Raw genomic sequence first — 23568 nt, 5'->3', positions numbered from 1 at the left:
AGTCAATCGCAGGAAGTTGGATGGGAGCTAGTCATTTTGTCAGCTTCGTGAGCGATTTGGTTTAAAAAGTGATACGCAAGAAGCAGGTGCCCAATAAAGCTTTTTGAAGATAAACGTGGTGTTTGGAGGCGTAAAAAGTGTCGTTAAAAAATAACAAAAAATGAAGTGAAGTTTGGAAAAAATCTTTCGTCAGAAGATAGCCACAAATTCTGTTCATGTAAAACCTATGATATCCAGCCCTCTTTTGAGTCTGGCTTAGGACTGAACTGAAGGACGGCAGTATACATCCAGTTTTAAATTCCATAATACCAGTAACGTTAAATCGCCTAAATAAATTGAAGGCGATTTTTTTCTTTCATCAGAAGTAACACTTTCATTGATTATGTATCCTATTCAGTAAATGACATGTTAAAGAACCATTTTATACAAGCAATTTTATTATAGGTGCAAAAAAAGTTCCCATTCCTAAGAAGGCATCAAGCTTGATGAGAAAGTCTTTTTAAGAGTAATGATGGCAAAGTTGAGAATTTATTAAGTGTGGGGTGTGCAAAACAAGCGGTTTTACAGGAGAGATTAGTTGGCATGGTTTTTGCTTATATAAATAAGAGTAAATCTAGAAAGGAGGGAGAGCTGAATAGCCAACCACTCAGCTTTGTTGGTAAGAGTCTCGGAGAGAATGACCACTATTCAAGTACTCCTCTCCATTGTTTCAGGAACTATTGTCGGATTCGTAGTTAGTATGCTCGGAGGATGTGGATCAATTTACGGAAGATATCGAATATATCATCGTGAATCCTGGTACAAACAATATTCCTGGTGTATTTACCAGCGAGGATGTTCATGACCATAAATACGGCCAAGCAATTACTGCGCAGGAAGTGGTCGTATGGATGCTCTGGATTGCGAAAGATATCTTGATGCAAGAGCGATCAAGTAATGGAGACAGAACAAAATATAGGGAGGATTTTAATTATGAAAGAGATCAAAAATAAGCAAGAGTTTGACGAGGCGATATTATCAACAAAACCAGTTGTTGCCAAATTTTATGTTGAATGGTGCCCAGACTGTCAGAATACCAATTTATTCATGCCAATTGTAGAGGAAGCGTATAAAGAAAAAATAGATATGATCGCAGTAAATCGAGACCATTTTCCAGAACTATTAGAGAAGCTGGATGTGTATGGAATCCCAAGCTTTATTGCTTTTCAAGAAGGGGAGGAACTTAATCGCTTTGTAAGTAAAGTCGGAAAAAGCCAGGAAGAGGTTGAACAGTTTCTCAACCAAATCGTAGAAGAGAGTGGAAAATTAAAAAGATAATCATTTACCAGTATTTAATTGGAGGGCGCCTATCCAAAAAGATTTAAAGTTGCCGCTTCCATACAAATCCAATACTGAAACTCAATTAGAGCTGCACTACTTGTAACGTTAATCAGAGACCAGCATTAATCTGAAGCCAATAAATATTGAGCAGTTACTCAATATTTATTGGCGATATATTTTTTGTATAGGAACTATACAGCGTTTAGGGCCAGAAGAGAAGAATATATTTAGGGGATTATCTTTTGTTGGAGGAGAGTTGTCGGCGAATAGTCGGAACTTTGCTGGCAGTGCTCTTAAGCAAACAGCAGCGTACGCTCCATTATGAATGTTGATCTCCGTTTACATGTAATGCTGAAGTATTAGATTGGTGAGCTACTTTATAAAATGGAGATGAGGAGATTAGAATGGCAAATATGAAGAATGGGACACATTACAAAATTTTAATTGTAGGAGGGGGCAGTGCGGGAATTACGGTTGCAGCACGTCTCTTGCGTGAATCTCGCACTCTGAGCGGAAACATTGCCATCATTGACCCTGCGACGAAACATTATTATCAGCCATTATGGACACTTGTGGGAGCTGGCGAAGCTGACAAAACTGTGACACAAAGGGAAGAAGCATCCGTTATTCCGAGCGGGGCCGTGTGGGTACAGGATGCGATAACCACATTTGAGCCCGATGAAAATGCTGTTGTAACAGCATCAGGAAAGAAACTGCATTACGAATTTCTAGTTGTCGCAGCTGGGATTCAAATTGACTGGCATAAAATCAGAGGTTTAAAAGAGAGTATTGGAAAGAATGGGGTATGCAGTAATTACTCTTATGATTATGTTGATGGCACTTGGGAGGCGATCAGAAACTTCAAGGGGGGGACTTCCATTTTCACCAACCCGAACACGCCGGTGAAATGCGGTGGGGCTCCTCAAAAAATTATGTATATGGCAGAAGATTATTTCAGAAAATCAGGGGTTCGCGAGCAATCTTCGGTTATTTTTGTTTCGGGGAACCCTTCCATATTCAATGTGCAAAAATATGAAAAGGCACTAAATAAAATAATTGAACGAAAAGAAATAGAGACATATTTTATGCATCATCTTGTTGAAATTGTTGGTGACAAGAAGCGAGCGACATTTGAAAACCTGAACACGGAAGAGCGCGTGAATATGCATTATGACATGATACATGTGGTACCACCGATGAGCGCTCCTGATTTTATCAAGAATAGTTCGCTCGCGGCAAGTAATGGGTGGCTGAATGTGGACAAATATACACTTCAGCATCAACACTATGACAATGTATTTGGCATAGGGGATTGCACAAACCTGCCTACGTCCAAAACGGGGGCTGCGATTCGCAAACAAGCGCCTGTGCTTGTGAAAAATTTGCTTCATCGGATGCGTGCCAAACTTATGGTTCATAAATATGACGGCTATACATCATGTCCGCTTGTTACCGGATATGGGCGGCTTATACTGGCTGAGTTCAATTATGATTTACAGCCGCAAGAAACCTTTCCAATCGATCAATCCCGTGAGAGGTTAAGTATGTATTTATTGAAGAAAAACTTGCTTCCTGTTATGTATTGGAACGGAATGCTTAAAGGAAAGATGTAAAAAAGTTGATGGGCATAACAAAACAAAAGTATCCGAGGTGTTTGAAAGGAGAAGGATTTATGCTATTGAAGTATTTTTATGATGAGAAACTGGCTCAAGCTTCATACCTTGTGGGATGTCAGGCTACCGGTGAAGCGATCATTGTCGATCCGTCACGTAATATAGAACCTTACATAAAAACGGCAAGAGCACATGGTGTGAGGATCGTAGGCGTAACGGAAACACACATCCATGCCGATTTTCTGTCTGGTTCGCTGGAGCTGGCTTCCAGGCTTGAAACGACATTGTATTTGTCTGATGAAGGAAGGCCGGACTGGAAATATGAGTACGCAACTGGGTATGACCACCGCTTTCTGAGAAATGGGGATGTATTTGCCATTGGAAATATCAGTTTTAAGGTGATGCATACGCCAGGACACACACCTGAGCATATATCGCTGATCGTAAAAGATGGGGGCGCGGATCCACTCGGCATATTTACCGGGGATTTTATATTTGTCGGTGATGTGGGGCGTCCCGACTTATTGGAAAAGGCCGTAAGGGTACATGGTTCCTCAGAAAAAATGGCACGGATGATGTATCGGTCATTGCAACGATTCAAAAATTTTCCAGACTATTTGCAAGTATGGCCAGGGCACGGAGCGGGCAGTGCCTGTGGTAAAGCGTTAGGTGCGATCCCTTCGTCAACCATCGGCTACGAAAAACGGACAAATTGGGCACTGCAATATAATGATGAAAATCTCTTTGTTGAAGCGCTGTTAGCTGGGCAGCCTGAGGCACCCCCTTATTTTTCAATGATGAAGCGGTTGAATAAAGAGGGAGCGCAACAAATTCGAAGGATAGCAGCACCACTTCCAATGGTGGGGCCAATTGATATTGTGCAGGATTGGTCGGAAAAGGGAATAGTCTTGGACACGCGTCCGGCCAGTGAATTTGCCACCAAGCATATACGGGGCTCAATTAATATTCCATATAACAAATCATTTGTAACGTGGGCGGGGTGGCTGTTGGATTATGACTTGCCTATATATCTTCTGGCAAGCAATGCTGAAGTTACAGGTGTTATAAAAGATCTCCAGTCCATTGGATTGGATCGCGTCATTGCAACGATGGATCCATATATCATTGAACAGGCTGGCGAATCTGATTCACGTGTTATGAAATATGAAGAAGTTACAATGGACATGATGGATGATGCAATTCAGACAAAAAGCATATATGTGCTTGATGTCCGAAGCATGGCCGAATGGAAGGAAGGCCATATTCCACAGGCTAATCATGTCATGCTTGGCCATTTGCAAGAACAGGCATCTAAATTTCCACATGATAAACCAATTTTGGTTTATTGCAAAACCGGAGGAAGATCAGCCATCGCCGCAAGCCTTTTGCAATTTCATGGTTTTAAAGAAGTACAAAGCCTTGTAGGCGGTTATGAGGAATGGAGAAAATGGCAGAAATTGTGACCATCAGAAATCTTTATGAAATCTTTTGATTTTATCATCCATGGGAAAATATTTTCCAAGATTGCAAAAGTGCTAATGCTTAGGATGAAAGGGTTTTAAAAAAAGGACCGCGTATTTAGGGTATTAAACAAGTATTTTAAGAAAATCAGGAGATTTTATAAGAGAAATGGGTTGGCATGACAATTGCATATATAAATAGGCAAGGTACACAAGCAAACATGAGAAGGAGAGATACTCGATGAAATATAATTTTGACCAAGAAATCCGTCGACTGAACACTGACTGCGAAAAGTGGGATGATCTAGAAAATCATTTTGGCGTAAAGGATGTTATACCGATGTGGGTGGCGGATATGGATTTTAAGTCTCCGCAGCCAGTCATCGATGCATTGGAACAACGTGTGGTCCACGGTGTATATGGCTATACGCTTAGACCGGACTCGTACATGGAATCCATTGTTGGTTGGCTGAAAAGAAGACATCGATGGTCCATTGAGAAAGAATGGATTACCCACAGCCCAGGAGTGATTCCAGCTCTATCGTTGGCGATTCAGTCCTTCACGCAAACAGGGGACAAGATTATTATCCAACCTCCTGTTTACCATCATTTTGCCCGTGTAGTCCAAGCGAACGGCCGTGAAATTGTAAACAACCCGCTTAAGCTTGAAAATGGGCGTTATTCCATAGATTTCGAAGATCTGGAGGCAAAGATGGATCCATCGGTAAAAATGTTGATTCTGTGTAGTCCTCATAACCCGATCGGAAGAGTATGGAGTAAAGAAGAATTGATGAGATTGGGACAGCTTTGTGTGAAGCATAACATTCTTGTTGTGGCAGATGAAATTCATTTTGATTTTGTTTATAAGACACATACTCACATTCCTTTTGCCTCTATATCTGAAGAGTTTGCGAACCATTCTCTTACCTGTATTGCGCCAAGCAAGACTTTTAACCTGATGGGTGTACAGACGTCAAGTATCATTATTCCAAATCAGCAACTGCGCAATAGGTATGAACGGGAACTTAACACATTATCTATTGGTTCGCCAAACATATTTGGCGTTGTTGCGTTAGAGGCTGCTTACCGGCACGGAGAAGAATGGCTGGATCAGCTCCTTGAATATTTGCAGGGGAATTTGGAGTTCACTCTGAATTACTTCAGCAAAAACATCCCGCAAATCAAAGTCATCCAGCCCGAAGGCTCATACCTTGTATGGCTTGATTGCCGGGAATTGGGAGTTGAAGAAATGGATCAATTTATGTTGCATCGAGCAAGGGTTGCGATGAATGAAGGGCAGATCTTCGGTATGGAAGGAGAAGGGTTTATGCGACTGAATATCGCTTGCCCGCGTTCGATGTTGAAAAATGCGTTGGGCGGCATAGAAAAAGCTGTTTCCTCTTTGTGCAAAGCGTAGAAATTTATTTTATTATAAAATTAATTCATTATTTCATATAGCGCTATAGCAGAGGAGGATAATATGGCAGGCTTTATCGGCATACAACAGTTTATTCAAGATTACGCTGAGAACACGGCAGGAATCCTTGGTCTGGATATAACGGTGCTTGATGAAAAGGGCGTCCGCATTAGCGGAACCGGCTACTATAAAGATCTCATTGGCAAAACGGCTCCGGAAGGCTCCTTTTTCAGAATGATATTGGAAACAGGGGAGCCTGGAGTGGTTTACGATGTGAAAAAAAATGAGTCGCAATGCAGGAGTTGTAAATTCGTGAATCAATGTAAAGAACTCGCGACCATCGGTTTTCCTATTGTAAAGCAAGACAAACCGGTTGGCGTCATCGGCATGATTGGTTTTTCCCTGGAACAAAAGGAGAAAATGATTATAGAATCAGAGAACCTGATACAGTTTTTACGCAATGTTAGTACATTGTTGGTCAATAAATTAGCAATGCTGGACCTTGGTAAAGAACAGGGGTGCAAAATTCAAGAAGATATACCGATACCCCCAAAATCCATTACTTTTGAAAACATTCTTGGTAAAGATTCCGGGCTTCAAGATGTTATTAAAAAAGCAAAAAAGATTGTAAACAGCCCATCCACAGTGTTGATCAGGGGAGATAGCGGTACGGGGAAGGAATTATTGGCTAAAGCGATTCACTTTGAAAGCAAGCGCCGAATGCATTCATTTGTAGCAGTTAATTGCGCGGCCATACCTGAAAGCTTGTTAGAAAGTGAATTGTTTGGATATGAGGGCGGATCATTTACTGGCTCAAGGCGGAATGGGAAAATCGGGAAATTCGAATTAGCGCACAACGGAACCATTTTTCTTGATGAAATTGGAGATATGCCGCTTTTCTTGCAGCCAAAGTTATTACGGGTTTTACAGGAAAAAGAGATTGAAAGAATTGGTGGTAATAAAGCGATCGAGGTTAATGTACGGGTGATTGCAGCCACTCACCGAAACCTAGAGGAAATGGTGAAAAACGGAACTTTTCGCGAGGATTTATATTATCGTCTCAATGTCCTCCCTCTCCATACCAAACCATTGAAAGAGCGGCGTGATGATATTGCATTGTATCTCGAACATTTCATTCATAAACATTGTATGATCATGCAAAGGAATCCACTGAGTCTTGATCCCATGCTTGAGCGGTGGCTTATTCGTTATGGTTGGCCCGGGAATATACGGCAATTGGAAAACGCAGTAGAATATATGGTAAATATGGCCGAAACGGATATTGTGGGCTTTCAAGATTTACCTGACTATCTCTTTCAACAGGATCATCTTACTGTTGAGTGCAGTGGATTAAGCTTAGAACAAATGATTTCAGAATATGAAAAAGACGTAATCCAGAGCTATTTCCTGGCTGAAAAATATCGGGATGATAAAGAACAGATTGCCAGGGAACTACAGATTAGCCTTTCTACTCTATATCGCAAGTTGGAAAAATACCAATTATGTTAACTTCGTTTAAAAGATTTCTATTTTACTCATTTATAGTTACTTGAAATGAAAGAAAGAGTGCTCATGTCAACTCCTCGCCTGAGTTTTTTGTGAAGACAAAAGAAGAAGGCAGAGGCATTTCGGTAATTTACTGAAAGTTCTCTAAATAATAAATAGAGGGATTATTCAAAAGAACAGCCAGATGGGCCTTGCATACAAAGTATTTGAACTGTGAGTAAAAAGGGGGATACACTATGGAGAAATTAGAAGCAGAGATAAGTAACACCCTAGAAGAGCGAAATTCAAAAGGATCATTACAAAGGAAGCTGCAATCCAGACATTTAACGATGATGGCCATAGGCGGCGCTATTGGAACTGGGTTGTTTGTATCCAGCGGATCGACGATTAGCACTGCGGGGCCGGGAGGAGCGCTTGCTGCATATATTCTGGTAGGAATCATGGTCTATTTTGTCATGAATAGTTTAGGAGAGCTATCTGCCTTCTTACCCGTCCCGGGGGCCTTTGATATCTATGCATCAAAGTATATTGATCCTGCGTTAGGCTTTGCGTTAGGTTGGAACTATTGGTATACAACCGCGATAACGGTTCCTGCAGATTTGGTGGCCGCTACCCTTATTATGAAGTATTGGTTTCCGGACTCACCTTCTATCTTGTGGAGTGCACTTTTTCTGGGTTTGTTGCTAATCTTAAATGTTTTATCAGTCAAGGCCTATGGGGAGAGTGAATACTGGTTTGCCGGTATTAAGGTCATCTCGATCATCGTATTTCTCATTATTGGGGTGGCCATGATTTTTGGAATTATGGGAGGGCATACGGTCGGGTTCAGTAACTTTACCCAAGGAGATGCCCCTTTCCATGGCGGGCTTGTATCTATCTTTAGTGTTGTGCTAATCGCGGGCTTTGCATTCCAGGGAACCGAGGTGATTGCGACGGCAGCCGGTGAAACCGAAAATCCATCGAAAAACGTACCGAAAGCGATCCGGTCAATCTTCTGGCGAATCCTTATTTTCTACGTGCTGACGATTTTTGTTATCGGTTTGATTATTCCTTATACGGATCCAAACTTGCTTAAATCCGGCGTTGAAAATGTATCTATCAGCCCCTTTACGCTTGTTCTTCAGAGAGCTGGATTGGCATTTGCAGCTTCCGTAATGAATGCAGTGCTTCTTACATCTGTTTTATCAGCAGCAAATTCGGCAATGTATGCTTCTTCACGTATGCTATGGGCACTGGCGAAAGAAGGAAAGGCACCACGAATCTTTGCAAGTCTTAACAGGAAGGGAATTCCCATGTGGGCCCTTTGTACAACTGCTTTTATAGGACTTGCCTCTTTTTTGGCTTCCCTTTTTGGAAATGGTTCAGTTTTTATTTGGTTGGTAAATGCTTCAGCCCTTACCGGATTTATCAAATGGTTCGGGATCGCCGTTAGTCATTACCGCTTCCGTAAGGCCTATGTAGCACAAGGCAGAGATCTAAATGAATTGCCGTTTAAAGCCAAATGGTACCCGCTGGGTCCGGTTATCACGCTGTTATTTTTTGTGGTTTTCATTTTTGGGCAGACTCTTTTTTTCGGAAATCAGATTGGCTGGGCGGAAATACTGGCTACGTATATAGGTCTTCCTATTTTCTTGCTTCTCTGGCTTGGTTATAAAATCATTAAGAAAACAAGAATGGTTCCTCTGATGGAGTGTGATTTTGAGCGCAGAGAATAAGAGGGAAGGCTTGTGATGAATGTAAGCGTTTTATCCATAGGGTAATTATTTTCAATTACGTATAAAATTCAAAAAAGAGGTGGTTTATATGATAAAAGAAGCAATCATAACAAAAGAAGCCCCCAAGGCTATCGGTCCTTATTCACAAGGTATTAAGGCAGGGAATACAGTGTACACTTCAGGGCAGCTCCCAATTGATCCCGAAACTGGAGAAATGCCTGATAATATTGAGGAGCAAACAAGGGTGTCATTGGAGAATCTTAAGAAGGTTATAGAAGCGGCGGGATCAAGCTTACAGCAGGTAATAAAAACAACGGTTTTTTTAAGCAATATGAATCACTTTGCCGTGATGAATCAAGTATATGGAGAGTTTTTCCCCGATAATCATCCGGCAAGAAGTGCGGTTGAAGTTGCTCGTTTACCTAAAGATGCTTTTGTTGAAATAGAAGCGGTGGCCATTATTTAATTATAATAGAAAAGGGAAGATAGATTGAAATTCAAATTTTCTTTAAATGTAAATATGATCAGTCTTAAACAGAAATATCAGGAGGAGTTTTAAAAAATGAATTTGGCAAAATTTCCTAGACAGCGATATACACCAACAGATACACCCATTGAGAAATTACATCATTTTTCCGAAGTTCTTGGTGGTCCTTCTATTTATCTTAAACGAGACGATATGCTTGGCCTGACGGCTGGGGGAAATAAAACAAGAAAACTGGAATTCCTTGTTGCCGATGCATTGGATAAAGGTGCGGATACGTTGATTACATGTGGAGGAGTTCAATCCAATCATTGCCGCTTGACATTAGCGGCAGCGGTTAAAGAGAAAATGAAGTGCATTCTTGTGTTGGAAGAGGGTCTTGCAAATCCTGAACCAGATTTTAATGGTAACTATTTTCTCTATCATTTATTGGGTGCTGAACAAATCAAAGTAGTGCCTAATGGAGCGGACTTAATGCAAGAAATGCAGAAAATAGCAAAAGAGGTAACAGAGAATGGACATAGCCCGTACATCATTCCGGTTGGGGGATCCAATGTCATTGGTGCAACGGGATATGTTGCTTGCGCACAGGAGATCCTGGCACAGTCCTTTGACAAAGGAATTGACTTGAAATCTGTTATTTGTGTAAGCGGCAGCGGTGGAATGCATGCTGGTTTGGCGGCAGGATTTCATGGAAACCAAAGTGGGATTTCTGTAATTGGAATAAACGTAAGCAGAGGAAAAGCTGAACAAGAAGAGAAAGTTTATCAGCTAGTTAAAGAAACTTTAGCACACATCGGCATTCCAAATTCAATACCCCGTGAGGATATTATGTGTTTTGATGAGTATGTCGGACCGGGATATGCTTTGCCTACACCTGAAATGGTGGAAGCTGTCAAGCTAATGGCAAGAATGGAAGGGATTTTGCTGGATCCGGTATATACGGGTAAAGCGGCAGCGGGACTCATTGATTTAATCCAAAAAGGCACCTTTAAGCCTGAGGATAACATTCTATTTGTTCACTCTGGTGGAGCTTCGTCGTTATACGCCAATACTTCACTCTTTTATTGAATTATATGGCGATAGTGTGAATCAAAAAAACGATAGAACAGATGGCAGAGGAGCTTCTTTCTGGTTCTAAGATGCATTTATTTGAAAAAGGTATATAGAATCAGCCCCGTGAAGCCATACCAAATAGTATATGAATGAACTTTATCTGATTTGGTATAGACTTTAACAATGCTTTCTCCTGCTGTGGGATAGAATATGATGAAAGTTATCCCGTATTTAAATAAGTTTGTTAGGTTGCATTCGTTAAAAATGAGGTGGATGAAAATTTTCAGCTCATTAGAATCATAGTTTTTAAGAAAACATTCAACGTAATGTATTCGGTTTTCAGTCGCTGGTTCAATCCCATCGTCTCCCAAAGGAAAAGCTCCATTTGGCTAAGCAGCTTACAGCTTAACCAAATGGAGCTTTTTAAAGAGATGCGAGATATCCTTTTTGTGTAAATTCTAAATGAATCTCTTGTTAAAAAGAATTATTTTCATTTGTAAAAGTTCGGCAAATGGAGATTTCATACGGAAAAAACAGCTGGTTTTTCCTTTTCTTTTTAGAAGCGATGAAATGAGATTATCCTTGGTGATTTATTCTGTCCATCAAGATTTTCCATGTCAACAACTAATAAAAATAAGTATTCATAGCTCCTGACTTAACAGTTGCGAAAGAGCCAATCTCTTAAAATTAGTTTATTCAGTCATAAATGAAATTTCCGCGTTTTTTCAGGTTAAATGGGGCGGCTGGGGTTTTAAATGCTGAAGATCAATGGATGGAAACGAATTTACTCCTCAATTCCTCTTCCGTCACCTCGATCTTTCCTTTCAAATCTTCAGCCAGTAATACATAACTTTTCACGCCAATGAATTCTGAATGCGATATTAAAAAGAATTTTGTTCCTATTTTATACGCTGAAGGAAGATCTTCAATCAACTTAAACATTTTCATCCTTTTTCCACCTTGGATATCATAAATTCGTAACGCGTGTCTTTGTAGGAGAGTAATAGCCATTGAACACTTGGTCACTACTAAGATACAACTTCTTCTTTTCACCTTTTATATCATTGATATTTATGAGCAGTCAACTAATATTACCGGTAGATTAAAGAGGCAGCTTGCCTTGTCATTTGTTCGCGAATTAAGAGTATTCCTAACTTTCTGTGGAACTGCCTATCGTAGAATGTTAAAATTCAGTTGGAAAACAGTGTTTCATGATACATAAGAAAGAGAAGGCAATCCATTTGTTATTTCTCTATTGAAAAGGCTCTCAAAAAGTGATTTTGGAAGGTGTGGAAATATTGAAACCAATCATATTTGATGTTGATACTGGCATTGATGATGCCATGGCAATGGCATATGCTTTAAATTCCCCGGAATTGGAAGTGCTCGGATTCACGACTTGCTTTGGCAACGTGCCCGTTGCTGAATCGACCCGCAATACACTTGCCGTTCTGGAGAAGTTAAATAGGCGCATTCCGGTTTTTGAAGGTGCTGACCAAACTTTGGTGCGCGGAATGAAGAAGAAGTATCCGAAGCATGTTCACGGGGAGGATGGATTAGGGAATACTCTTCAGTTTGAACCAGCCATCAAAGCATCACAAGGAAATGCAGCAGATTTCATTATCGATCAAGTGAAAAGCAGACCGCATGAAATTACGATCATTGCAGTTGGACCACTGACTAACATCGCAATGGCGATTAAAAAAGCCCCGATGATCATGTCCTTAGTAAAAGAGGTCGTTATTATGGGCGGTGCCGTAAACGTACCAGGAAATGTAACGCCCTATGCTGAAGCGAACATAATATCAGATCCTGAAGCGGCTGATCAGGTATTTGCTTCTGGACTGCCAATCACCCTAGTGGGGCTTGATGTTACACTTCAAACCTATCTGTTGAAATCGAAGCTTGATGATTGGCGTGCCACTGGTAAGGAAAGCGCCAAATTTTTAGCGGATATGACCGATTATTATATGAAAGCATATGAAAACTCCCATCCAGGCTTGGGCGGTTGCGCACTTCACGATCCGCTTGCAGTCGGGGTTGCGGTTGATTCAAGTTTCGTGAATACAGAACGGATGAACGTCAAGGTGGTGACCGAGGGTGAAGAAACAGGCAGGACAATAGGTCAAAAGAATGGCGAATCTAGGATCCGCGTCTGTACGAATGTGGAAAGTGCCCGGTTTTTGAAACATTTTTTGGAACGGGTTATATGACGAAGTAACGTATTTGAGTCATGTATGAAGTATAACGGCCATCACTTTTCCAAAAAACATTTGGGAAGAGGTGGCCTGTTTCTGTTGGATATACCGATTCCCGTTATATGTATTCCTGCTGTAGCTGAAGTGAGTGTTTGGCCGAAATTATGGGAGATAGCCGAAAAGAGCGGGGGCAGGTCAAAATATCTTTGAAAAAAGGTCCCCCGTTCATTCGAATGTCCATTTTGAATGATTTGGGATTGATCAATTATAAAGGCGAACAGTATGGAAACGTTTGATTTTAAGGTTTTAATCAAACGTTTGATTAATTTTCTAAAAGAAAGTCTAAAGTCCCTATTATTAGGGTGTAAGCCATATTATTGGATAATGGTTCAGAAATATTGGGTATAAGGAACTTTTTTTACCATAAAAAAGTAAAAAGTTAAGAATTAATGAAAAAATGGGTTTAAAGGTTTGGGAAAACAGGTACATAGACTTTCGTAATGCCATATTTAGGTTTTTTTGCATAATTATAATTTACCATTTTTCGACTTTGCGCTTATTTATATGGCAGAAAATGTATGGTTCTATTAAAATGTACTATATAAGATAAAAGGAGGATTTTTTCAATGTCACAAATTCGCGTAACACCTTCGGAACTGAAAGATGTAGCTAGACAATATGATAATGAGAGCCAACAAGTAACGGATATGATTGGTCGTTTAGATAGAATGAGAGATCATTTAACTGGTATTTGGGAAGGGTCTTCCAGTGAGGCTTTCGTAGGTCAGTACGAAGAATTAAAGCCTTCATTCATGGATATGGCTCGTTTGTTGAATGAAGTTTCTCAACAATTGAATAAATCAGCTCAAATCCTTGAAGACACAGATAATCAGATTGCTAGTCAAATTCGCGGATAATCATTAGGTTAATGAGATAAAGAATTTTCTAGGAAAAAGCGCCGCGACTCTTTTTGAAGATCGTGGTGTTTTTTTGCTTTAAAAGAGGTGGTTTCCATATATATTCAACTGACGATCGATTTAAACAGGTATACAGGGGAAGTATTTGATTTGCAAGTGTCGAATTACCGCTCCATCAAGAAGGTTGTGGAAATAATTTGGCAGGTAAAGGGTATTGCCAGTGCACCTAAAGAAGGCTATTGGGTGCGGGTCCAGAATAAAGAGTTCGTATGTTCAGGTTATGAAACCCTGCTTGATAGCGGAATTACGACGGGGGACCGCCTTGAGATCCTCTAGTGGATTAAGTGTGGACTCTTTATAGGAAAAAAGTCTAAAGCCCTTTAGCAGGGGTAAAGGAGTTACATAAAATGGATGAGAAAAAATCCTCATATCTGGAGAAAAAAACGGAAGCTGCAATGATGAAGGATGATAAGGTGCATTCGTTCGTTTTCCAACGGGCAAAACTATCGATGCAAGACCCACTGGAATTACAGCTTATTCATGAAGCGGATGATGCTCTTCAGAAACATATAGAAGTAACAGAGGACGAGGTGCGGATCAGAGTAAATACACCAGCCTCTTTTTTTGTTTTTTCCAAAGCTAAAGATAAAAATCCATTGAGTAGATGGTTATCGTCTTATCAAATCTTGAAAAAAGTCAGGAATCATGAATTGAGTCGCCTACAACTAGTCGTCTGCCCAGAAAATATCGTTTTTGATTCAAGCTTGGCCCCATATTTCCTGCATTATGGCGTAAAAGAAAGTTTACCTCCTTATGAGCATGATCAAGATGAGCTATTTAAAGAAACGAAGGCGACGATTTCAGCGCTTGTGGATGGGCAGTATACATTCGAGGAGTACCTGCTTTACCATAAAACACTGAAACTATCGAATGAAACACAAAGTATATTGGCATCGGGGACTTGGGATGAACTTTCCACGGTCATTCAAAATCGGTTAGATGCTTTAGAGAAGGAAGAAAAAGCATTTGTGCATATCCCTGAAAAGAAATGGAAAACGGGCCGTTATACACTTTGGGGTACGGTGATCGTTCTATTGCCATTGCTGTTGTTCACGATTTACACATTATTTTTCTCCCACCCTAAGCAGGAAGCATATGTAGCAAGCGGTGAAAGCTTCTTAAAACAAAAATACAGTGAAGTCATTGACCGTTTGGAAAACTATGATCCGAAAAAAATGCCGTATGTCGTTCAGTATGAACTGGCGAAGTCCTACGTCACTTATGAGCCGTTAGATGATGTCAGGAAGAAGAATGTAGAAAATGCAATCACATTGCAAACCGATAGCCAGTATCTTCTATATTGGATCTATATAGGCAGGGGCATGAACGAGGATGCGATCGATTTGGCGAGAATCATGGAGGATCGCGAATTGATTATGTATGGGCTGGTAAATCAGAAAGAACAAATTAAGATGGACGATAACCTTTCAGGGGAAGAAAAGGAAACGCAAATTAAAGAAGTCGATACTGAGCTGTCCGAATATAAAAAGGAAAAAGAGGAATTGGATAAGCAGATGGAGGAACAGCAAGATCAAAACCAGCCTTCGACAGAATCGGATATAGAGGATAAAGACGCAGCGGAAGCAAAACCAGCTGTAAAAGAAGATGCGGAAAAGGAATCTGCTTCCAAGGATTCCTCCAATAAATCATCTGAAGAAAAAGAGAAAAGCAAAGAGTGAGCAAGGGGCCTTTTGCGGAGGTGAGATTTAATGAGTTTATTATGGATTTATTCTAAGGAGACCTACCAATCCTATATGATCAAGGCTGATCATAACGGTCCAATTACGATTGGGCCATCAAATCAGGATACGATCACGGTTTATTCGATTCCCTTTGAACTTGGTTCCATCAAGCTGAAAAGACATGAAGGACTTGATGGATATGAGGTGTTTAGAGAGGACAGGAAGCTTGGCGATGTAAAGCCATTCCAAAGCTTCACCTTTCATGAAGGAGAAGAAACGGTCGAGATTTTTTATACAGCAGGGGAATTGGGAGAAAGCCTCTATTATATAGGCAATTTGAAAGAAATCACATTATCCGCCAAGGCGGGAGCGACTATACGTAAAGAGGGAACGGTTTCCGGAGATGGATTTTCCTTTTTGCTTCATAAAAGGCAGTGGCTTCTCAAGCCAAAGGAAAATAGCATGTTATTCCTGAATGGTGAAAAGGTGACGAAGACTGTTCCCATTCAAAATGGTGATCTGATTTGCTGGCCGAATATGGTGCTGAGGTTGGTTGAAGGCGACTTATTGATGATTCACTGTGCCGAGAGCTATGAAACATCTTTATCTCAAATGAAGAAGCCAATCTCCGAAATGAAAAAAAACTATCCACAATATCGCAGGACACCAAGGATGATCTACGAATTGCCGGATGAGAAAGTGACAATATCTTTTCCGAGCCAGGAATCGGAAGACAATAATAGGGGGTTATGGCTGATCCTTATGCCGCCTTTAATGATGTTAATCGTCATGGGGGTGATCACGGTCATTCAGCCTCGGGGCATTTTCATCATCATATCGATTGTGATGTTCACAACGACTTTAGTTACCTCGACGGTACAATACTTTAAAGACAAAAATAGGCAAAAATCCAGGGAAGAAAAACGTCAACGTGTATATACCAGGTATCTAGAGCAGAAGAGGGAAGAATTGCAAGAGCTGTCTGAAACACAAAGGAATGTACTGTTCTATCATTACCCTTCCTTTGAAAGAATGAAGCTTCTCACTGAAAGTATCAGCGACCGTATATGGGAGCGAACTTTGGAAAGTGAAGATGCCCTGCACTTTAAGATCGGAAAGGCGACCATCCCCTCAAGTTATGAGGTATCGGTAAATAGTAGTGATATGTCCAATCGGGATATAGATGATTTACTTGAGCAGTCGCAAGAACTTGTGGATGTATATAAAAACCTGGATGATCTTCCGTTATCCATCGATTTATCAAGCGGATCGATGGGCCTTGTCGGAAAGGAATCGATTGTTAAACGGGAGCTGCAACAATTGATTGGGCAACTGGCCTTTTTTCATAGTTATCATGATGTACGATTTGTGGCCATTTTTCCGGAAAAGGATTACCAAGAATGGGAATGGATGAAATGGCTCCCTCATTTTCAATTGCCGCATGCCTATGCAAAAGGCTTTATATATAATGAGCAATCACGTGACCAGCTATTGACCTCGATTTATCAGTTATTGAGGGAAAGAGATTTGGATGAGAAAAAAGGGAAAGCGAGATTCACTCCCCATTTTGTCTTTATTGTCACGGATCGTAATTTAATTGCGGAGCATGTCATATTGGAATATTTAGAAGGTAAAACAGATGATTTAGGTATCTCGACGATTTTTGCGGCGGATGCAAAAGAAAGTTTGACTGAAAATGTCCATACGCTTGTGAAATATATAAATGATCTTGAAGGTGAAATTCTCATCCAGCAAACGAAGGCCGTCCATACTCCTTTTAAACTTGATTCCCATTCAAAAGAAGGGAATGAGCGTTATGCACGTAGACTGCGTTCACTAGATCATCAAAAAGGCATGAACAATTCCATACCGGAAACGGTATCATTTCTGGAATTATTGAAAGTACGTGAAGTGGAGGATCTGCCCATTAGCCAAAACTGGCGGACCAATCAGTCTTCCAAATCCTTGGCAGTTCCCATTGGCTTGAAGGGGAAAACGGATAGGGTTGAATTGAACTTGCATGAAAAGGCGCACGGCCCCCATGGATTGGTTGCTGGAACGACAGGGTCTGGGAAAAGTGAATTACTGCAAACCTACATCCTATCATTAGCCGTTCATTACCATCCACATGAAGTTGCCTTTTTGCTCATTGATTATAAAGGTGGGGGAATGGCACAGCCATTCAGGCAGATTCCGCATCTGCTCGGAGTCATTACGAATATTGAGGGAAGCAAGAACTTCAGTGCCAGGGCACTAGCCTCCATCAATAGTGAATTGAAGAAACGCCAGCGCTTGTTCGATCGATATGAAGTCAATCATATCAACGACTACACGGACCTATACAAAGAAGGCGAAGCGGATGAACCGTTGCCGCATTTATTTTTGATATCAGATGAGTTTGCGGAACTTAAAAACGAAGAACCAGATTTCATCCGTGAATTGGTGAGTACGGCGCGTATTGGGCGGAGCTTGGGAGTTCATTTAATTCTTGCTACACAAAAGCCGGGCGGTGTAATTGATAACCAGATATGGAGCAATGCCCGTTTTAAAATTTCCTTGAAAGTGCAGGATGCCAATGATAGTAAGGAAATTCTTAAAAATAGCGATGCGGCAAATATTACTGTTACCGGCCGGGGATATTTGCAGGTAGGAAATAACGAAGTTTATGAATTGTTCCAGTCTGCGTGGAGCGGTGCACCATATTTAGAGGATACGGTTGGATCTGAGGATGAAGTGGCACTTGTCACGGACCTCGGCCTTGTTCAGATCTCAAATGTATCGGAACAGATCACTAATAAGAGGAAAGAAAAGATTAGTGAAATTGAAGCCGTGGCAAATCGAATTGTGGCGACACAGGAAGTAATGGAGATTAAAAAGTTGGCAAGCCCATGGCTGCCGCCTCTTTCAGATCGTTTATCGAGAACCGCTGAAAGAAGCTTGACGAGCAATCAATTCCACTTGGGAATGAAGGATGAGCCCGAATTGCAGAGCCAGACAAATTATGTGTATAACTGGATTGAAGATGGGAATGTTGGGGTTTTTGGTTCTTCCGGATACGGCAAGTCAACCACCGTTTTGACACTTCTCTTTAGTTTTGCAGAACAATTCAGCCCAAAAGAGCTGCATTATTATATTTTCGATTTCGGGAATAGCGCTCTATTGCCAATGCGGCAGCTTCCTCATACAGGGGAATACTTTAGGTTCGATGAGCTAAGGAAAATTGAAAAATTCATGTTATTCATGAAGGCGGAAATGGAAAGGCGTAAGCAGCTTTTTTCAGAAAAGGAGCTTAGTAACATCAAGCTTTATAATGCGTTAGTGGAAGATAAATTGCCGATTATTTATATCGTGGTCGACAATTTCGACTTAGTGAAAGATGAGATGCAGGACCAGGAAGCGCAATTCGTTCAGTTTGCACGTGATGGGCAATCACTTGGTATATTCATGATTTTAACGGCAACGAGAATCAATGCGATTCGCCAGCCTTTAATGAATAGTCTTAAGACGAAGGTCGTCCATTACTTAATGGACAGTACGGAACAATATTCGGTTCTGGGGAGGACCCCTTACGAAAATGAACCTGTTCCGGGTAGGGCGTTGGTGAAAAAGGACCAAACCTATCTCACGCAGGTTTATCTTCCGGCCGATGGTGCGGATGATATAGCCGTTTTAGAAGGAATGAAACAAGCTGTGGCGGAACATAAGGTTACATATGAGGAAACGGCCAAACCGCCGGCGATTCGGATGTTACCGGCATATCTTGATTCCAGCAGCTTCAAGAGTTATTGCTCACAAGCCATTAAGAAGGATTCCATTCCAATCGGGCTTTCAGAGGAAAGTGTTGCACCTGTTTTCGTGGAGTTGAAACCCAATCCATTCTTGCTTGTCGTAGGACAGTCGCGTAAAGGGAAAACGAATGTCCTTAAAGTGCTCTTGGAATCGTTGCTTACACAGGCAATTGGGGAAATTGGTTTATTTGACGGAGTTGACCGTGGCCTATCTTCTCATGCTTTAGAGGAGAAGGTGAGCTATGTGGAAACAAAAGATCAGATAACCGAATGGCTCGATCATATCACTGAAATATTTGAAGAGCGCGAAAGAAGTTATCTAGCAGCGTTGGAAATGAAACCGATGAAGCAACTGGAATTCCCGCGGATCATGTTTGTCATAGATAGCATTTCAAGGCTCCAGCAAACGATAGACGGCAGGATTCAGGATAGGATCAGCAGTTTGATGAAACAGTACAGCCATCTCGGGTTTAGTCTGATTGTCGCTGGAAATGCCAACGACTTCACGAAGGGGTATGATTCTTTGACAACCGAACTGAAACAAGTCAGACAGGCTGTTTTGCTTCTTAAAAAATCGGACCAAAGCTTGTATACCCTCTCCTATTCCAGAAAAGAAGAAGAAATACAGCCGGGTTACGGATACTTTGTGCTGAATGGCCAGGAGAGTAAAATCCAAATACCGTTAAGTGAAGAAAGAAGGAGAGTGCAAGAGAGTGTCTGAAAAAATAAAACCGATGCTATTAATCGGTAAAATACTGGTGATCTTAGCGCTGCCGATCTTGTTTTTTTCTTATATTGGCCAAAATCCAATGAAAAAGACAGAAACCGCTTCTCGTGAAATCGCCATTGTAAATGAAGATAATGGCACTGAATTTAATAATAAACCTATTTTCGTGGGCTCAGAGCTTGTTACTACATTGGACAAGGATTCTGAATATGAGTGGATTGTGGTTAATAGAAGTACGGCGGAAAGCGGACTTGCAAATGAAAAGTATGATGCGGTCATATATTTTCCTTCCGATTTTTCTGAGAATATTTATACGTTCGATGATGAACAGCCTGTCAAGGCAGGGTTAAAGTACAAGGTACAACCAAGTTTGAATGCAGAGAACATGGAAAAGGTACAAAAGGAATTAGAGAAGACGAAGAGTAAAATGAATAAGCATATTTCAACACAGTATTGGAGCTATGTTTCCCAATCGGTCGAGGACATCCGTAAGAAGTTCGATAATGTCCTTGCCAAAGAAATCGCTTTTCAAAACACGATGTATGAGTTTTATACTCCAAGCTCGGAAAGCCTTGCCGGCGAAATCAAGCAGCATAAGGACATGCTTGAAGGAGTCTTTGCCCAAACGAAGGATGCTGGCAAAACGAGTAATGAAACAATGGATGAAATAGGGAACACGAAGAATCAAATGGCTTCCTTTGTAGAAGATGTTGTTTCTTTCGAGGAATATCAAAAGGCTCAAAGTATTCTTTTTGAGAAGGCTTCGGCTCAAAATCAGCAACTTGTCAACGAGGGTGTTCAATCATATGACAAGGTGCTGAATGAGGGGAACCGATCTTTACCTGAGATTCAGCAAGGGATGAATACGAAATACAGCCTAAATGATCAAGGGATTAGTGAGAATGTTGGAATCATGCAGCAGAAAATCGATTCCAGCAGTAATGAATTGGAACAATTTTCATCAAATATGAAAGACAAACAAGTAGAACAGATTACGAAAATCACACAAGATCAACAGAGCTCGATTGAACAATTGAAACAATCGGAAGAGGCGGGTCTTGATAACCTCCAGTCTACCTTGCTTGTTCAAAGAGGAAATCTTGCAAGCAGCTCTGGTGATGGGGAGGTTATTGGTGAAGAAACGAAGCCTATAGAAGATATTGAAACGGAAACGGGCAAAGGTGAATCGGTTGCTGCCCCTGAAAAGAAGGACCCGATCGATGAATTGTCGCTACAGGTACTGCTGGACCAAATCAATGGGATCAACACGGCACTTCAAGGTTTGGTGCCGGCAGAAGGAAGTGAAGGAGCTGCTGAACAAATCAACATCCTTACAGCAGAACTCCAAACGGAAATTAATGATCTCAGCGGAACGGTAAATGGAAGGACAGGGAATTATAACCAAGTGATAACTGAGTTTAATACACTGGTAGATTCATATAATGATCTGCTGGCACAGTTTACGCAATTACAAGCTGATTATAATGAACTCGGCACGAATTATAAGGATTTAGGTGACCAATGGAAAAAGTCACAAGAAGATATTCAAAAATTACAGGACATCCAGAGTATGACAATCGATGAGGCCATCGCTGAAATCAAGACTCTCGAACAGTCACTTCTTGAAAAAGTGGGGGGAGAAAGGCGAGCGGTGCTAGTGAGGGCCTTTGAGAATCCTATCATCAATCGTGATTCAACCACCCTCCTTGCCTATTACGGTTCACTCTCATCTTACGGTGAATTGGCTGAACGAGTAACGGAAGCAAATGTAGATAAAGTATTTGCAGCCAATATAAAAGAATTGGAAAACTTGAAAAATGGGGTTTCCGGAAACGTAGATGAAGAAGCGAAACTCGTTAAAGCGAGCTTAGCGGGAGTCAATGAGAACTTCGGGATGTTCTCGGATTCCATAAAGGGCTATATGAAAGAATATGATGCTAACGTTGAAACGGGGCAGAAAGCCACTTTAGCTGAATTAGCGGCAATTACCGGAAAGGCTCAAGAAGTGTCTGCCAATTTGTCAGATCATATGGAAGTTCCTGAAATGGAGGCCGAACCTCCAGTTAATCTTGATGGAGAAATGTTTGTATCACTTCAAGACAATACGGCAACAACTGTCGGCTTCATTTCCGAACTTGTCAATTCTGTAGCGGAACGGCAGGACGTGGTCACGAAGGAAACAGCGGACCTGCAAGCGAAAGTGGGGTCGGTACAGGAAAGGGCCGATCAGCTTAATGATAATTGGTCCCTAAATGTAGACTCAACCAAAAGAATCAAGACCGACGTATATAGTGTCTTGAACAACACTTTAGTCGATGATCAGCAGAACGGGTATGTGTACGAATATTTAGCGAATCCCGTACAAATCAGCGGCGAAGTCCTACATCAGGAAAAGGTTAATATCCCGCCAATCGTCATGTTGGTGATCATACTCATTTCTGGGTTATTGATCGGTTTCTTCCTGCATCATTATGAATCCCTACCAATGTTGGTCCATGCGGCCTTGTTTACCTTATTGAACCTGATCGTAGGGTTAATCATCAGCATGTATGGTTTGAAGATCTATCCGCTGGGAGATATGCAGGAGATTAAATGGACCGTATTCACCGTCCTGCTTTTATTCTTCTGTTCAGCGTTTACCCGGCTTGCCTTCTCGATTGGGCCGTTTGTCGGTGCTATCTTGGTGATTGGTTTGATCAGTTTCTTTACCATTCCATTATTGGATTTAATCATGCCTAATTTCAATGTAGACCACCCGGTTGCAGACGTATACATGTCCATTCAATTCGGTAATCAGTCGGCATTCATACCGGCTAGTATCATTTTGATTGTGCTGACGCTTATTGCAACGATCATTCCATATATAGTGAAGCGTCTTACAGAGAGAAGGGCAGTGGCCCATGAAGTGGAATAAATACGTAATGCCTATTTTGCTTACCCTGTTTTTTAGCCATGTACCTCATGGCGGGGCGGAAGAGGAACCCATGGTGGAGCCCAATGAATATCAAGAAAATGATATTGATATTCAAACTGAGTATTTCCATGAAGAAGGATTGTTGGAACAGAAGCGGAAACTGCCTGAAGAGCTAAAGGACCTCACTTTTGAAAGAGGGAAATATGATGCCGTTGATTCGGTGAAGGACTCACTGTTTTTGTCTCCGGTAACGGAGAATCAGAATAATACCATCGCTTCTAAATCAGAACAGCTTGGATTATTCTCGGAAGTCGCCATCCGAACGAGAAGCGAAGAAGAAACAGAGCCTTCCCTTAATTTTGACCTGACGATATTGCTCGGCATCGTTTTGGCACTTTTGGTCGTTTGTTTGTTTTTTATCCTTATCCCGAAAATGGGGAAGCTGAATGGAGTGGCCAAACGAAAATGAAAACAGCCCGATTCCTGGCATATGTCAGGAATCGGGCTGTTTTGCTACATATCCATAACGGTTTTAATAAGCCCTAAAAGAAGGGCGGCTGCGAATATCAAAATGAAAAATTTTTTATACATGATCAGTACCTCTTATATCTTATGAGTGGAATGCATTCATTTTAGCATAAACAAGTCAGAAAGGAAGTTTCCTGAAAATGTACAAAAAAGCCCTGATGATTGGTGGGGAAAAGGAAAAGG

General features: G+C 41.1%; 17 protein-coding genes. 16 read left to right on the top strand and 1 reads right to left on the bottom strand.

Annotated elements, in window-relative coordinates; all coding sequences use genetic code 11:
• Positions 1–752 precede the first annotated feature (752 nt).
• From ACQKNS_RS25370 to ACQKNS_RS25330, 9 genes are all read left to right on the top strand, one after another.
• Positions 753–992, top strand: coding sequence for a hypothetical protein (locus ACQKNS_RS25370; protein ID WP_427645999.1), 240 nt, complete (start codon positions 753–755; stop codon positions 990–992).
• Positions 973–1317, top strand: coding sequence for a thioredoxin family protein (locus tag ACQKNS_RS25365; RefSeq protein WP_427645998.1), 345 nt, complete (start codon positions 973–975; stop codon positions 1315–1317). Before ACQKNS_RS25370 ends, ACQKNS_RS25365 begins: the two co-directional genes overlap by 20 nt.
• Positions 1318–1733: 416 nt before the next feature.
• Entirely contained in the window at positions 1734–2933 is a 1200-nt protein-coding gene (locus ACQKNS_RS25360) for an FAD/NAD(P)-binding oxidoreductase (RefSeq protein WP_427646037.1), read from the top strand.
• Between the two features lie 59 nt (positions 2934–2992).
• Positions 2993–4396 (top strand): MBL fold metallo-hydrolase, encoded by a 1404-nt coding sequence (locus ACQKNS_RS25355; protein ID WP_427645997.1) that lies wholly within the window; start codon positions 2993–2995, stop codon positions 4394–4396.
• Positions 4397–4634: 238 nt separating this feature from the next.
• Positions 4635–5810: a MalY/PatB family protein gene (locus ACQKNS_RS25350; RefSeq protein WP_427645996.1), complete on the top strand. Its 1176-nt coding sequence runs from the start codon at positions 4635–4637 to the stop codon at positions 5808–5810.
• 63 nt (positions 5811–5873) lie between these two features.
• Positions 5874–7319 (top strand): sigma-54 interaction domain-containing protein, encoded by a 1446-nt coding sequence (locus ACQKNS_RS25345; protein ID WP_427645995.1) that lies wholly within the window; start codon positions 5874–5876, stop codon positions 7317–7319.
• A gap of 233 nt (positions 7320–7552) precedes the next feature.
• Entirely contained in the window at positions 7553–9031 is a 1479-nt protein-coding gene (locus ACQKNS_RS25340) for an amino acid permease (RefSeq protein WP_427645994.1), read from the top strand.
• Between the two features lie 88 nt (positions 9032–9119).
• Positions 9120–9497 carry a RidA family protein gene (locus ACQKNS_RS25335; protein ID WP_427645993.1) on the top strand — a complete coding sequence of 126 codons (378 nt, stop codon included), beginning with the start codon at positions 9120–9122 and terminating at the stop codon, positions 9495–9497.
• Between the two features lie 96 nt (positions 9498–9593).
• A complete protein-coding gene (locus ACQKNS_RS25330; RefSeq protein WP_427645992.1) occupies positions 9594–10586 on the top strand; it encodes a D-cysteine desulfhydrase in 993 nt (330 codons plus the stop codon).
• Between the two features lie 750 nt (positions 10587–11336).
• On the opposite strand, the gene ACQKNS_RS25325 is transcribed toward ACQKNS_RS25330, so the two are convergent.
• The gene (locus ACQKNS_RS25325) at positions 11337–11519 is read right to left on the bottom strand and encodes a hypothetical protein (protein WP_427645991.1); all 183 of its coding nucleotides are present in this window, start codon (positions 11517–11519) and stop codon (positions 11337–11339) included.
• Positions 11520–11869: 350 nt separating this feature from the next.
• On the opposite strand from ACQKNS_RS25325, the gene ACQKNS_RS25320 reads away from it, so the two are divergent.
• The 7 genes from ACQKNS_RS25320 to essA all read left to right on the top strand — a co-directional run bounded on the left by ACQKNS_RS25320 (position 11870) and on the right by essA (position 23326).
• On the top strand, positions 11870–12784 hold the full coding sequence (locus ACQKNS_RS25320; protein ID WP_427645990.1) for a nucleoside hydrolase: 915 nt from the start codon (positions 11870–11872) through the stop codon (positions 12782–12784).
• 611 nt (positions 12785–13395) lie between these two features.
• Positions 13396–13686, top strand: coding sequence for a WXG100 family type VII secretion target (locus ACQKNS_RS25315; protein ID WP_034306171.1), 291 nt, complete (start codon positions 13396–13398; stop codon positions 13684–13686).
• Positions 13687–13782: 96 nt separating this feature from the next.
• Positions 13783–14022, top strand: coding sequence for an EsaB/YukD family protein (locus ACQKNS_RS25310; protein WP_076372547.1), 240 nt, complete (start codon positions 13783–13785; stop codon positions 14020–14022).
• A gap of 71 nt (positions 14023–14093) precedes the next feature.
• The gene (gene essB, locus ACQKNS_RS25305; protein ID WP_427645989.1) at positions 14094–15425 is read left to right on the top strand and encodes a type VII secretion protein EssB; all 1332 of its coding nucleotides are present in this window, start codon (positions 14094–14096) and stop codon (positions 15423–15425) included.
• 30 nt (positions 15426–15455) lie between these two features.
• The gene (gene essC / locus ACQKNS_RS25300) at positions 15456–19937 is read left to right on the top strand and encodes a type VII secretion protein EssC (RefSeq protein WP_427645988.1); all 4482 of its coding nucleotides are present in this window, start codon (positions 15456–15458) and stop codon (positions 19935–19937) included.
• Complete coding sequence (esaA, locus tag ACQKNS_RS25295) at positions 19930–22857, top strand: type VII secretion protein EsaA (RefSeq protein WP_427645987.1); 2928 nt, start codon at positions 19930–19932, stop codon at positions 22855–22857. The genes essC and esaA overlap by 8 nt, the downstream gene beginning before the upstream one ends.
• A complete protein-coding gene (gene essA, locus ACQKNS_RS25290) occupies positions 22844–23326 on the top strand; it encodes a type VII secretion protein EssA (RefSeq protein WP_427645986.1) in 483 nt (160 codons plus the stop codon). Before esaA ends, essA begins: the two co-directional genes overlap by 14 nt.
• The last annotated feature ends 242 nt before the right edge of the window (positions 23327–23568 follow it).

The sequence above is a fragment of the Peribacillus sp. NPDC094092 genome, assembly GCF_050279365.1.
Classification (GTDB): Bacteria; Bacillota; Bacilli; order Bacillales; family DSM-1321; genus Peribacillus.
The sequence above is the reverse complement of the archived record's forward strand: the minus strand, read 5'-3'. Positions and strand labels throughout refer to the sequence as shown.

Excerpts from the sequence above, each read along its gene's own strand:
- ACQKNS_RS25350 (WP_427645996.1), top strand. The coding sequence starts at position 4,635 with ATGAAATATAATTTTGACCAAGAAATCCGTCGACTGAACACTGACTGC.
- ACQKNS_RS25360 (WP_427646037.1), top strand. The coding sequence starts at position 1,734 with ATGAAGAATGGGACACATTACAAAATTTTAATTGTAGGAGGGGGCAGT.
- ACQKNS_RS25355 (WP_427645997.1), top strand. The coding sequence starts at position 2,993 with ATGCTATTGAAGTATTTTTATGATGAGAAACTGGCTCAAGCTTCATAC.
- ACQKNS_RS25345 (WP_427645995.1), top strand. The coding sequence starts at position 5,874 with ATGGCAGGCTTTATCGGCATACAACAGTTTATTCAAGATTACGCTGAG.
- ACQKNS_RS25335 (WP_427645993.1), top strand. The coding sequence starts at position 9,120 with ATGATAAAAGAAGCAATCATAACAAAAGAAGCCCCCAAGGCTATCGGT.
- essC (WP_427645988.1), top strand. The coding sequence starts at position 15,456 with ATGAGTTTATTATGGATTTATTCTAAGGAGACCTACCAATCCTATATG.
- ACQKNS_RS25315 (WP_034306171.1), top strand. The coding sequence starts at position 13,396 with ATGTCACAAATTCGCGTAACACCTTCGGAACTGAAAGATGTAGCTAGA.
- essB (WP_427645989.1), top strand. The coding sequence starts at position 14,094 with ATGGATGAGAAAAAATCCTCATATCTGGAGAAAAAAACGGAAGCTGCA.
- ACQKNS_RS25365 (WP_427645998.1), top strand. The coding sequence starts at position 973 with ATGAAAGAGATCAAAAATAAGCAAGAGTTTGACGAGGCGATATTATCA.
- ACQKNS_RS25330 (WP_427645992.1), top strand. The coding sequence starts at position 9,594 with ATGAATTTGGCAAAATTTCCTAGACAGCGATATACACCAACAGATACA.
- ACQKNS_RS25340 (WP_427645994.1), top strand. The coding sequence starts at position 7,553 with ATGGAGAAATTAGAAGCAGAGATAAGTAACACCCTAGAAGAGCGAAAT.
- essA (WP_427645986.1), top strand. The coding sequence starts at position 22,844 with ATGAAGTGGAATAAATACGTAATGCCTATTTTGCTTACCCTGTTTTTT.
- ACQKNS_RS25325 (WP_427645991.1), bottom strand. The coding sequence starts at position 11,519 with ATGAAAATGTTTAAGTTGATTGAAGATCTTCCTTCAGCGTATAAAATA.